The sequence below is a fragment of the Streptomyces sp. NPDC054794 genome (assembly GCF_053611585.1).
In genome coordinates this window covers 44,271-54,795 of the sequence record NZ_JBSHAQ010000066.1, presented here as the reverse complement: position 1 = coordinate 54,795, position 10,525 = coordinate 44,271, and the positions used below count along the sequence as shown (strand labels likewise).

Below are 10,525 nucleotides of genomic sequence, written 5' to 3'. Positions count from 1 at the left end.
AGGTTGGGGAAGTAGCCGATCTTGACCTCGTCGGCGGAGAGCTTCTTGGCGCCTGCCGCGGGCGCGGCCTGCTTGTCGTCGTCGGTGGACTTGGAGCCGTAGCCGCAGGCGGTGAGCAGGAGGGGGAGTGCGGCTATGACGGCGATGGTGCGCAGGGTGGTGAGCGGTCTTGCGGCAGACACGGAGTTGTCCTCTCAGGGAAGGGTGAGCAGGAAGGTACGAAGATGCGAGGCGACTGCTGGTCGGCACCCACCGGCACACCGCTTGCGGGCCGTCGGCGGCAGGCATGTCACCGCGGGCTGAGCAGGGCAGCGTCGGGGTGTAGTCGGCCGAGCGTGTCCGATCCGCGACGGAGGCGAAGCGGGCGGCAAGGCAGCGCTGGTGCGAAGTGAGTCGGGTTCTGTGGCGTCAGAGGGACCGACAGACGGCACTGGACGTACGGCCGAGGTCGATGTGGCGACGCGAGGTCAGAAGGGGCAGTATCCGGCCTGTGCGGTCGAGCGTTCTCACGGCCACCCCCATGGATCCCTAGTTTTCCTACCTGACTGATGGGGATCGTGGCAGAAGGTGGCGTCCATCCCAAGAGGGTGCTCACATGGTGGACAAGACCATCTCGCTTTGCGAGATGAGTCGTGAGCGTCCCAGTGTGTCAGGGGTTTACCCAGGCGCCCGGGGTGTTGGTCAACGCGGATATGGCGACGGGTAGTTGGGCCGACGCGACGTCGGCGAGCGACACGCCCTCAAGGATTTCGCGCACGTTGGACCGTAGTGCGATCCACAGGGGGAGTAAGGGCTTGGCGGGGCCGGTGTAGGAAAGGTCCGGGGGGCGGACCCCTCGCACCGAGACGAGTGGTCCGTCCACGGTGCGGATGACGTCGGCGATGCTGATGGCCTCGGCGGGCCTGGCCAGCCGGTAGCCGCCGTTGCCGCCGCGCTGGCTGAGTACGAGACCGCCCCGGCGCATGTCGTTGAGGATGCTTTCGAGGAATTTGCGCGGGATGTCCTGGGCGTCGGCGATGGCCTCGGCCTTCAGCGGCCCGTCATCCCGTGACGCGGCGAGCTGCAGCGCGGCACGTACCGCGTAGTCAGCCCTGGCTGAGATCCGCATGTGCGCATTATCCCGTACCGCTTCGGTCGGACGTCTCGTGCCCGGCGGTCGAGGAGTTCCGGTCGCGGCGGGCGTCCGGTGGGAAGCGTAGCCGCCCTTGATGACGTCGCTGAGGGTGCTGTCGATATGGGTGGGGACGATGCTCGCCGACCGTGCCCACCTGGGCGCCGCTCCAAGTTCGCGCGGTGAATGTCCCGCATGCCGAGACTGCTGGGAGTTGCCCAGCCCAATGCATTCTGGAGCATGCGCGTCTTGTCATTGAGCCGGGCGTTCCGGGGCGCTTTTCGGTTCAGACGGGCAGGACGAACGGAGGGTGCGCACCGTTGAGGAAGTAGTCCCCGACGTGGCGGAGTCGGTGGGCGACGGGCTCGTACAAGGTGTGGGTCCGCGCATTGCGCCAGAACCGGTCGAAGCCCAGCCGCGAGGAAACGGATCGAGCGCCGATGATGTCGAGGGCGCGGGTGGTGGATTCCTGTGCAGCCCTGGAAGCGGCGGCTTCGGCTATGGTCACCAGGACCGAGATGTCCGCGTACTCGTCGTAGGTGAGGTCCTCGCCGCGTGCAAGGCCGCCGTGCACCGCTTCCAGCGCTTGCTCCGCGAGTGCGGAGGTGGAGCGGGTCAGGACGGTGAGTTCTCCGTGGACGGTCAGCACCTGCGGGTCCTGGGGGGAATCGGCCGGCCAGGTGGGATGCCAGGATGAGTGACCCGCCCTGCTGTACTCACGGACTTCGGCGAGCACTCCCTCAGCCATGCCGAGAAGGAGCTGGACGGAGAGGAGGCGTCCGACCGGCGCTGTGAGAGCAGCCCGGGGTGACAGGACATCCTCGTCCGCGGAGAGGGAGCCGAGTACCTCGTGGGCGGCGACCGGCACGGCGTCGAACTCCACGCTGCCGCCCGCCGCGAGCCGCTGGCCGAAGGTGTCCGCACCGCCCTCGACCCGCACGCCGTGATACGTGGGATCGAGGACGACGGCAAGTGGTTCGCCGGTGTCGGCCCGCTCGGCTCGCACGGCGAGGCGGTCGGCGACCAGGACCCCCGTGGCGTAGCTGTGACGGCCGTCGAGCACATAGCCCCTCGCTGTGCGGGCCAGCGTCAGGGGCAGTTCCTGACGGGCGAAACCACCACCCCAGCACCACTGCTCCGCCGCGGACTGCCGCTCGACCTGAGCGGCGAGGACGGGCTCGCTGAAGAACCGGGCGCTCCACGACAGGAAGTAGTGACAGCCGAGCAGTTGACCGATCGCGCCGTCGGCCGCGGCGATCTCCCGGACGACGGCGTAGGCCGTGGGCCAGTCCGCACCGCCTCCCCCGAGCTCGGCCGGTATGAGGAGCGTCAGCAGCCCCGCTTCACGCAGCCCCGACACCTCGTCGAACGGGGCCTTGCCTGCCTGCTCCCTGGCCGCTGCGTCCGTGGCCAGGTCGTCCGCCGTCTCGCGGGCCACGCGAAGCCAGTGTGCACGGCCGGGCCCGGTCCGGTCGGATTCCGAGGCGGGTTCGGACGGCGCAGTGGCAACGCCCATGGCGGTGGTCTCCTCAAGATCGGCGGCTGGGTGCGGTGTTGGGGCTCTCTTGCTGGTCGGGCACGAACTTGTAGCCCACGCGCCGTACGGTGACGATCCGGTGTCGGTGAGCCCTGCCCAGCTTGCTGCGCAGCCGCGCGATGTGGACATCCACGGTGCGGCCGTCGCCGATGTGGTCGTATCCCCAGATGCCGGTCATCAACTGCTCGCGCGAATGCACCTGGTGGGGATGCAGAACGAGGTGGGCCAACAGCCCGAACTCCAGGTAGGTGAGGTCGAGTTCGCGTCCATCCAGTTCGGCGACACGTCGCGCGGCATCGATGCGGATGAAACCGCCTCCCGTCTGCGGCACGGGAGGTGAGTTCGTGTAGGCGACCGGTCGGATCTCGGGCCGTGGCACGTCCTTGGCGAAGAGCTGGGCGGGATCGGTGCCCTCGGGGACGAGTACGAGGTAGCCGACCAGGGGTACGGAACCGTGTCCCTCGATACTGCCCTGCGCGGTGTCGCCCACGAGGCGGAGATGGCGCAGGTCGGGGAGTGGTGCATCAGATGGAGCGGACTGGGCCGGAAGTGCCGTGGTCATGGCGGTCGTCCTTCAGAAGCGCGTCGGGCCATCAGGCGTACTGGGTGGGTTCGCCTGATCACTTGGGATGAGGGAGAAGGAGCGGAGTGGCACGCGCGAGGGGTGAGGCGTGCCCTACACGCGACAGCAGGCGGCGCTGACGACGTGACCAAAGTCGACATGCCGACGACGAACGAGTCGTTGCTGCGTGTGGGACATGTGCATCATCCTGCGCACCCGTTGGGCGGACCGTCAATACTTCCCTAGTAAATCGATAGGGAATGTAGGGAACGCAACACCGGCCGCCGTCGATCGCCCGGCGGTCTCCGGTTCAGCCAGGCAAGACCACCATCATCACGCCGGTCGGTCACAGAGTGAGCAGCAGCAGCCCCGGGCAGCGGTCAGCCGACGGCCGGCTTGCCTGCGCGCCACCGTTAGTGCACTTCGTCCTCGCGGACCGGGCGGTCCGCCGCGTGGGCAGAGGCCTTCAGGCCCTCCAAGCGAGAGAGGTGCGGGCGTCGGTGACCACCCGGCGGTGCGCGTTCACGGATACCGCGCGGACACAGCGCGCGTGCGGGGCGGTGGCTGGGCTTCGCGGCGCCTATGCGTCGCGATCGTAGGGGTGCACTGAGCGCATGCGTCGACTACACCCAGGACTGCTCAAGGCCGGTCCGTCATCCGGGCTGTAGTTGACGAGAAGCGAGATGTACTGCTCAATTAATTGCATGCATGCCGAACAGCGCCTGGTCACCCGTGACCACATCGACTTCTGTCGGGTGTGGTCCGCCGCGTGTTGCGCCTGACGCGGCAGCGGGCCGTCTGACCGGCCCTTCCCTTTCTCGGTGACCCCGTCGTGGGCCGAGTTCCTCTGCCGCCGCCCGACCTCGCCCGGGGCCCATGTCCCGGCGGCATCGCATCTGCTCACCACCTGGTTCCCAGCAGCCTGAAGCGCCGTTGCCCCGGCCCCACCGAGGGCTGCTCCGCCGTGCCCGAGTGCTGCTCGGGCACGGCCCCAGAGGACTTGAGAAAGGCCGTCTCCCATGCCCGTGGAGTTCCTTGGCATCGCCGCCACCAACGACGGCTCCGAAACCACCGCGCGCTCCGGCGCCGCCTTCGACAAGGAGTACACGCTCCGGCTCGCCCGGGCGCACGAGGACCACGGTTGGGACCGGGTGCTGTTCGCCTACGGTTCCGGATCGCCGGACCCGGCACCGGCCGCCGCGTACATCGCGAGCAGGCTGGACCGTCTCCAGATCCTGCTCGCCCACCGGCCGAACGTCTCGTACCCGACCTTCGCCGCGAAGACCTTCGCCACCCTCGACCAGATCAGCGAGGGCCGGCTGGCCGTGCATTTCATCACCGGCGGCAACGACCACGAACAGGGCCGCGAGGGCGACACTCTCACGAAGGACGAGCGTTACGCCCGCACCCGCGAGTACATCCGGATCGTCAAGAAGATCTGGACCACCCACGAGCCCTTCGACCACGAAGGCGCGCACTATCGCTTCCATGACTTCGTCAGCGACGTCTTCCCGCTCCAGCAACCCCGCCCGAACGTTTCGTTCGGCGGCTCGTCGCCCGCCGCGTACGCCGCAGGGGGCGCGGAGGCCGACATCTACTGCCTGTGGGGCGAACCCCTGGCCAAGACCGCCGAGCAGATCGAGGCCGTGACGGCCGCCGCGAAGGCCGCGGGGCGCACCGACGTGCCGCGCATCCAGGTGGCGTTCCGCCCGATCATCGCCCCGACCGAGGAGTTGGCCTGGGAGAAGGCCCACCGCACCGTCGGCGCGATCAAGGCCCGCAAGGAGAAGGGAGAGCCGGTCTCCAAGCGTCACAGCGGGCAGGGACAGCCGCAGAACACCGGCTCGCAGCGGCTGATCGCCATCGCCGAGGCGGGGGAGCGCTACGACCGCGCCCTGTGGACCCCGACCGCCGCCGCGACCGGTGGCGCGGGCAACTCCAACGCCCTGGTCGGAACCCCGGAGACGGTCGCCCAGGCCCTGCTGGACTACTACGACCTGGGCGTCGACATCCTCTCCGCCCGCGGCTACGACCTGCTGGGCGACGCGATCGACTTCGGCCGGTACGTGATTCCGATCGTCCGCGGGGAGGTCGCCAGGCGCGACGCCGAGCGGGCGGCGCGCGGCACGCAGAATCTGGCGGCGGTGAGTGGATGACGTCCGTCGCACGACCACCGAAGCCGGCGGCCGAGCTGACGGCCGTTCAAGTGGCCGGGTGCGACGCCGGGGTGAGACCGATGCTGCGCAAACTCGGCGATGTCTACTCGACGCTCCGCCAAGCTCTCGGCTTCGATCGAGCAGGGGACCCCACCGGCAAGGGCGCCCACGCCAAACTCGCCCGCCACCGCGACGAGGAGTTCACCACGAGGCAGGGCGGGGGTACTGCTCTGCTCCTGGAGCGCGGCTAGCCGGTCGCGGGCGGAGCCTTCCGCAGACAAGACGCGATCACGGCCGAGCTGATGGGGGTCTCCCCTCGGACGAAGTCTGGGGGAGGATCTGGACGCACTCCGCCCACCGGCGGCGCGGCCTGGCCCGACGCCTCGTCGCCGAGCCGGAGCACGAGGCGAGCGCCGGCGGCTACGGGCGGATCCACCTGACCACCGGTCCGCGCAGGACCTGTACCTGACGACCGGCCACATCCCGCTGTTCGACACCGGGGCCGATCCGGAAACACTCGGCCCCCCTTCAAAAAGCACGTGCCGGTCGCACCACACACACGGCCGCCACCGGGAAGACGGACGTCGTCGGTACCGACTCCGGGGCCGGCGCTCCCCTCCAGGGCCTCATCGCGGCCCCCAACAAGAAGGACCCAGCGCTCAGGGCGAGCGGCACTCGACGAGATCCGGACTGCCCACGACCAACAAGCAGCCGTCGCAGGGCTACGGGGCCGCACTACGCCGTGGCACGCGGCCCTGCCCCGCGAATCCCACACCAACCTCACGCTCCCGAAGGGTCCGTCATGGCCACCGTCCTGTCCGTCTCCGGAAGTCCCTCCGCCACCTCTCGTACCGCCAGCCTGCTGCGCCACCTGGACGCGTGGCTCACGGCCCAGGGACACGAGGTGATCCCCCTGGACGTCCGCACCATTCCCGCCGAGGCGTTGCTCGGCGCCGACTTCCGGCACCCGGCGGTCATCGAGGCGACCGGACTGTTCGCCCGCGCCGATGGCCTCGTGATCGGCACGCCCGTCTACAAGGCCGCCTACTCCGGGCTGCTGAAGTCGTTGCTCGATCTGCTGCCGCAGTACGCCCTGACCGGCAAGACGGTCCTGCCACTCGCGACCGGCGGGACCACGGCGCACGTCCTGGCGATCGACTACGCGCTGCGCCCGGTGCTCAGTTCCATGGGCGCCGCGCACATCGTCCAGGGCTGGTTCACGCTGGACAAGGACATCGCGGTGGGCGACGACGGCACGCTGACCCTCGCACCGGGTCCCGCCGAGGCCCTCGCACAGGTCGTCGACCGGTTCTCCGACGCCCTCGGCGACCGTACGGCCCTCTTGGCGGCCGCCGGATGAGCACGGTGACTGCCGACGACGAACGAGTGGCCGACGACGAGCGCAAGGCGTGAGCCCCCGTGAGCCTCACCTTCCACTGGTTCCTGCCCACCAACGGTGACAGCCGTCATGTCGTCGGCGGCGGCCACGGCAGCCCGGCCACCGCGACCCGCGGTGACGGCCGCCGAGCATCAGCCACCTCACGCAGATCGCCCGCGCCGCCGAGGACCTCGGCTTCACCGGCGCACTGACCCCCACCGGCGCCTGGTGCCCTGTACGACAGTTCGCTGGAGGAATGGTCCCAGGATCCGTCCCGGCCGCTCGCCACGGGCACCACAGTGCCGGGGCTCACGCCGCGTCGGGCACCGCGCCGGTGCTGCCCCGGAAGGCGGGGTGGTCGCCGAGGCGGCCCACGTAGTCCCGGAGCCGGGGGTGCGAGCTGAGGGTGCCGGCCGGGCCGAGATGGACGAGCGCCACCCACAGGTCCACGTCCGCTGCCGTCAGGTCCTCGCCCAGCGCATAGGGCTGTCCGGCGAGCCGACGCTCCAACCGGTCCAGTGCCGCCGATCGACTTGAGGGCTTGGCGGCCGGGGTGACGTCCCGGTCCAGCACGTCACGGAGCGCGTCGATGTCCGCGGCGAGGGCCGGCGGGCGCAGCACGGAGGGGCAGGCTCCGTCGTGGCCGGACAGCAGGCCCGCGAGGTCGCGGAGGATGTCGGGGGTGTGGTTGCTGACGATGCGCCCGCTCCACCGGTCGCACAGCGCGGGCGCCGTCAGTGGTCCGTCGTAGTGGCGCACCGTGGCTTCGTACGCACGGCGCAGTGATGCGTAGGCGTCGGGTGTCTCGGCGGGATGAGCCAGGAGTGTGGTGGCGACCGAGTCCTTCACGCCGAGCAGGTCGAGGCTGATGGAGATGCGCAGCGAGCGGGGACAACTCCCCGACAGGAACAGCTCGTAGCGGTGCGGTGCCGGGTAGAAGCCGCCGGCCAGACCGACGCCGATACGGCTGTGGAAGCGGTGGGGGACGGGGGACGGTACGGCCGCTCTGGGGCGATGGTCCGAAGCGAACGAACTCTGGTCACCAGCGCAGGGGTTGTCTGTGCTGCTGCTGCCTGAAGCTGTCTCGGGCATGACTCTCCCTTTGGGAACGAGGAAGCCACCGCCGCCTTGTGGGCACCAGCGGCCGAATGCGGAGCGACTGCGCTTGTCGCACTGGTCCGGACGGTACGGACCGAGGGCGGATCAGTAAGCGCTGGAGACACGTGACAGATCGATGTGCAGGCGCCTCGTCAAGCCGTTCCAGGGCATTCCCACCAGTCCCACCTCCGGGGCTCGCGAGACGCGAGACCACGCTTGCCCCGCCGCACCGGCGGGACCCGGTCGTCACCCGGGGCACCCCGTCGCGGTGGAAGGGTTGCCTGTCAGCGAGCCGGGGCCGATGACCACGTGAGCGGGGCGAACCCGCGCCGTGGCGCTGACAATCGTGACCGTCCACGTCAGTTTCGGTGAGCTCCGTGACGCCGTCAAGAAGGCCGGGGATGTGGTCTCACCTGGTGGTCACGCGCATTGACATTCTTTTCGCGACCTGCCTAACTTGCGGCGCATACCGAGATGCCCCAGGGCCGGAGAAGTGAGGGTGACAGCGATGTACGCAGCTGACGGGACGGCCGCATGGCGGCGCCTCGGCCGCGTCCTGCTGTGCGCGGACCGCTCCGTGGACCTGCTGCGCGTCAACAGCGCGCTGTGTACGGGCGCTTGCCGTTCCCTCTGCCAAGGCTGACGGCTTTCTGAGTCTTTGACGACCACCGCTGTCGCGGTGTGCCCTCTCCCCGCCCAGCCCCTCGTTCGGCGTGTACCCGTGCGCCGACTCGTGCCGAGCCGTTCCCGGCCCGTGCGGTGCTGCCGCTTTCCGCGGTCCTGGGTGTCCAAAACCGATGGAGCCCCTCCATGAGTGAACCTGCCGGCGTCGCTGTGTCCTCCGGATCAGCACCGCCCGCCGAGACGATCCCCCGCCCCGACACCCCCGCCGTGCCCAAGCCCCTGGCGGCGCAGCGAGTCCTTCCGCTCCGGCGTCCCGGCCGCTGGATCATCACGGCCGTCGTGCTCGTGCTGGTCGCTCAGATCACCCACGGGTTGGTGACCAACCCGTTCTACCAGTGGGACCGTTTCCGCTACTGGTTCCTGCGCCCAACCGTCCTCGACGGGTTGCTCGTCACCCTCGAAGTGACCGCGTTCAGCGCGGTGTTGGGGCTGCTCGGCGGGATCCTGATCGCGCTCGGGCGGCTCTCCGGGAGTCCGGTGCTGCGTGCGGTGAGCTGGGTGTACACCTGGCTGTTCCGGTCCGTGCCGCTGATCGTCGTGCTGATCTTCCTCTACAACTTCTCCGCCCTGTACCAGACGTTGAGCCTCGGGGTGCCCTTCGGGCCCGCCTTCTTCACCTTCGACGAGTCGCGGCTCGCCACCGATATGGCGGTCGCCGTCGTCGGCCTCAGCCTCAACGAGGCGGCCTACGCCTCCGAAGTGGTGCGCGGCGGAATCCTCTCCGTCGACCAGGGCCAGCACGAGGCCGCCGCCGCGCTCGGCCTGCCCCAGAGCTACCAGTTCACGCGGATCGTCTTCCCGCAGGCGCTCAGGTCCATCACCCCGAACTACGTCAACCAGCTGATCGGCCTGATCAAGGGCACGTCCCTGGTGTTCTACGTGTCGCTGCTCGACCTGTTCGGCTCGGTGCAGACGATGGGCAGCACCTATCCCGGCGACATCGTGCCGCTGTTGCTGGTCGCCACCGTCTGGTACCTGATCCTCACGAGTGCCGTGTCGGTCGTCCAGTTCTACGTCGAGCGGTACTTCGCCCGGGGCGCCACCCGCACCCTGCCGCCGACCCCGTTGCAGAAGCTCCGCACCGGCCTGCGAGACCTGCGGGAACGTGCGCGCAGGGAGGCCGCCGTATGAGCACCGACACCGCCGGGACCCTGGCTGCATCGCCCGCCGCCGTCGAGGTCCACGACGTGCACAAGTGGTACGGCACCCATCGCGTGCTGGACGGCATCGACCTGATCGTGCGGCCCGGTGAGGTCACCGTGATCCTCGGCCCGTCCGGCTCCGGGAAGTCCACGCTGCTGCGGGTCATCAACCACCTGGAGAAGCCCGAGGTCGGCTACGTCAGCGTCAACGGCGAGCTGATCGGCGTACGACGTCAGGGCGACCGAAGGAAGATGGGGGTCCCCCCGACCGAAGGCCGGGGAAGGCTGAAGGAGCTGAGCGAGCGGGCCATCCTCGCCCAGCGCAGCCGGATCGGCTTCGTCTTCCAGAACTTCAACCTCTTCCCGCACCTGACCGTGCTGGACAACGTGGCCGCCGCCCCGGTCGCCACGGGGAAGCTCAGCAAGCCCGAGGCACAGGAACTCGCCCGCGAACTCCTCGGCCGGGTGGGCCTGGCCGCCAAGACCGGCGCCTATCCACGGCAGTTGTCCGGCGGCCAGCAGCAGCGGGTGGCCATCGCACGCGCACTCGCCCTGCGCCCCGGCGTCATCCTCTTCGACGAACCCACCTCCGCTCTCGACCCCGAACTCGTCGGTGAAGTCCTCGCCGTCATCAAGGACTTGGCGACCAGCGGTACCACCCTCGTCATCGTCACCCACGAGATCGGCTTCGCCCGCGAGATCGCCGACCGCGTCGTCTTCATCGACGGCGGAAAGATCGTCGAACAGGGCCCGCCGGCCGAAGTCCTCGACCACCCCCAGCACGAGCGGACCAGGGACTTCCTCAGCAAAGTCCTCTGACCTCCGCCACCTGCCCCACCTCAGTCCCATCGCTCACC

The 10,525-nt window shown here is 69.4% G+C and carries 12 protein-coding genes, 2 pseudogenes and 1 riboswitch; of the genes and pseudogenes, 8 read left to right on the top strand and 6 right to left on the bottom strand.

The window, feature by feature from the left end; all coding sequences use genetic code 11:
- The 5 genes and pseudogenes from ACWGKT_RS42220 to ACWGKT_RS42200 form a co-directional block, all read right to left on the bottom strand.
- Nucleotides 1-182: pseudogene (locus ACWGKT_RS42220) on the bottom strand (sulfate ABC transporter substrate-binding protein); the annotation flags it as partial.
- A gap of 226 nt (nucleotides 183-408) precedes the next feature.
- On the bottom strand, nucleotides 409-522 hold the full coding sequence (locus ACWGKT_RS42215) for a putative leader peptide (protein ID WP_374295199.1): 114 nt from the start codon (nucleotides 520-522) through the stop codon (nucleotides 409-411).
- Between the two features lie 127 nt (nucleotides 523-649).
- Entirely contained in the window at nucleotides 650-1,108 is a 459-nt protein-coding gene (locus tag ACWGKT_RS42210) for an RrF2 family transcriptional regulator (protein WP_453277860.1), read from the bottom strand.
- 289 nt (nucleotides 1,109-1,397) lie between these two features.
- Nucleotides 1,398-2,627 carry an acyl-CoA dehydrogenase family protein gene (locus ACWGKT_RS42205; RefSeq protein WP_453277859.1) on the bottom strand — a complete coding sequence of 410 codons (1,230 nt, stop codon included), beginning with the start codon at nucleotides 2,625-2,627 and terminating at the stop codon, nucleotides 1,398-1,400.
- Between the two features lie 13 nt (nucleotides 2,628-2,640).
- The gene (locus ACWGKT_RS42200) at nucleotides 2,641-3,210 is read right to left on the bottom strand and encodes a winged helix-turn-helix domain-containing protein (RefSeq protein ID WP_453277858.1); all 570 of its coding nucleotides are present in this window, start codon (nucleotides 3,208-3,210) and stop codon (nucleotides 2,641-2,643) included.
- 1,019 nt (nucleotides 3,211-4,229) lie between these two features.
- On the opposite strand from ACWGKT_RS42200, the gene ACWGKT_RS42195 reads away from it, so the two are divergent.
- From ACWGKT_RS42195 to ACWGKT_RS42175, 5 genes and pseudogenes are all read left to right on the top strand, one after another.
- Complete coding sequence (locus ACWGKT_RS42195) at nucleotides 4,230-5,366, top strand: LLM class flavin-dependent oxidoreductase (RefSeq protein WP_453277857.1); 1,137 nt, start codon at nucleotides 4,230-4,232, stop codon at nucleotides 5,364-5,366.
- Nucleotides 5,363-5,617 carry a hypothetical protein gene (locus ACWGKT_RS42190; protein ID WP_453277865.1) on the top strand — a complete coding sequence of 85 codons (255 nt, stop codon included), beginning with the start codon at nucleotides 5,363-5,365 and terminating at the stop codon, nucleotides 5,615-5,617. The genes ACWGKT_RS42195 and ACWGKT_RS42190 overlap by 4 nt, the downstream gene beginning before the upstream one ends.
- An 86-nt stretch (nucleotides 5,618-5,703) precedes the next feature.
- Nucleotides 5,704-5,835 (top strand): GNAT family N-acetyltransferase, encoded by a 132-nt coding sequence (locus ACWGKT_RS42185; protein ID WP_453277864.1) that lies wholly within the window; start codon nucleotides 5,704-5,706, stop codon nucleotides 5,833-5,835.
- 333 nt (nucleotides 5,836-6,168) lie between these two features.
- The gene (gene ssuE / locus ACWGKT_RS42180; RefSeq protein ID WP_453277856.1) at nucleotides 6,169-6,726 is read left to right on the top strand and encodes an NADPH-dependent FMN reductase; all 558 of its coding nucleotides are present in this window, start codon (nucleotides 6,169-6,171) and stop codon (nucleotides 6,724-6,726) included.
- A 59-nt stretch (nucleotides 6,727-6,785) separates the two neighbouring features.
- Nucleotides 6,786-6,976: pseudogene (locus ACWGKT_RS42175) on the top strand (LLM class flavin-dependent oxidoreductase); the annotation flags it as partial.
- Nucleotides 6,977-7,053: 77 nt separating this feature from the next.
- Here the strand turns inward: ACWGKT_RS42175 and ACWGKT_RS42170 are convergent.
- Entirely contained in the window at nucleotides 7,054-7,836 is a 783-nt protein-coding gene (locus tag ACWGKT_RS42170; RefSeq protein ID WP_453277855.1) for a glutathione S-transferase C-terminal domain-containing protein, read from the bottom strand.
- Between the two features lie 213 nt (nucleotides 7,837-8,049).
- Nucleotides 8,050-8,194: riboswitch (SAM riboswitch) on the bottom strand.
- 156 nt (nucleotides 8,195-8,350) lie between these two features.
- Between ACWGKT_RS42170 and ACWGKT_RS42165 the strand changes: the two genes are divergently transcribed.
- The 3 genes from ACWGKT_RS42165 (at nucleotide 8,351) to ACWGKT_RS42155 (ending at nucleotide 10,487) form a co-directional block, all read left to right on the top strand.
- On the top strand, nucleotides 8,351-8,485 hold the full coding sequence (locus ACWGKT_RS42165) for a hypothetical protein (RefSeq protein WP_268835537.1): 135 nt from the start codon (nucleotides 8,351-8,353) through the stop codon (nucleotides 8,483-8,485).
- A gap of 167 nt (nucleotides 8,486-8,652) precedes the next feature.
- Nucleotides 8,653-9,657, top strand: a complete 1,005-nt coding sequence (locus tag ACWGKT_RS42160) for an amino acid ABC transporter permease (RefSeq protein ID WP_356159004.1) — start codon at nucleotides 8,653-8,655, stop codon at nucleotides 9,655-9,657.
- Nucleotides 9,654-10,487 carry an amino acid ABC transporter ATP-binding protein gene (locus ACWGKT_RS42155; protein WP_453277854.1) on the top strand — a complete coding sequence of 278 codons (834 nt, stop codon included), beginning with the start codon at nucleotides 9,654-9,656 and terminating at the stop codon, nucleotides 10,485-10,487. The genes ACWGKT_RS42160 and ACWGKT_RS42155 overlap by 4 nt, the downstream gene beginning before the upstream one ends.
- Nucleotides 10,488-10,525 lie beyond the last annotated feature (38 nt).

Bases quoted from the DNA above. Each gene is read 5' to 3' on its own strand.
- ACWGKT_RS42215 (WP_374295199.1), bottom strand. From the start codon at position 522: ATGGGGGTGGCCGTGAGAACGCTCGACCGCACAGGCCGGATACTGCCC.
- ACWGKT_RS42210 (WP_453277860.1), bottom strand. From the start codon at position 1,108: ATGCGGATCTCAGCCAGGGCTGACTACGCGGTACGTGCCGCGCTGCAG.
- ACWGKT_RS42205 (WP_453277859.1), bottom strand. From the start codon at position 2,627: ATGGGCGTTGCCACTGCGCCGTCCGAACCCGCCTCGGAATCCGACCGG.
- ACWGKT_RS42200 (WP_453277858.1), bottom strand. From the start codon at position 3,210: ATGACCACGGCACTTCCGGCCCAGTCCGCTCCATCTGATGCACCACTC.
- ACWGKT_RS42195 (WP_453277857.1), top strand. From the start codon at position 4,230: ATGCCCGTGGAGTTCCTTGGCATCGCCGCCACCAACGACGGCTCCGAA.
- ACWGKT_RS42190 (WP_453277865.1), top strand. From the start codon at position 5,363: ATGACGTCCGTCGCACGACCACCGAAGCCGGCGGCCGAGCTGACGGCC.
- ssuE (WP_453277856.1), top strand. From the start codon at position 6,169: ATGGCCACCGTCCTGTCCGTCTCCGGAAGTCCCTCCGCCACCTCTCGT.
- ACWGKT_RS42170 (WP_453277855.1), bottom strand. From the start codon at position 7,836: ATGCCCGAGACAGCTTCAGGCAGCAGCAGCACAGACAACCCCTGCGCT.
- ACWGKT_RS42165 (WP_268835537.1), top strand. From the start codon at position 8,351: ATGTACGCAGCTGACGGGACGGCCGCATGGCGGCGCCTCGGCCGCGTC.
- ACWGKT_RS42160 (WP_356159004.1), top strand. From the start codon at position 8,653: ATGAGTGAACCTGCCGGCGTCGCTGTGTCCTCCGGATCAGCACCGCCC.
- ACWGKT_RS42155 (WP_453277854.1), top strand. From the start codon at position 9,654: ATGAGCACCGACACCGCCGGGACCCTGGCTGCATCGCCCGCCGCCGTC.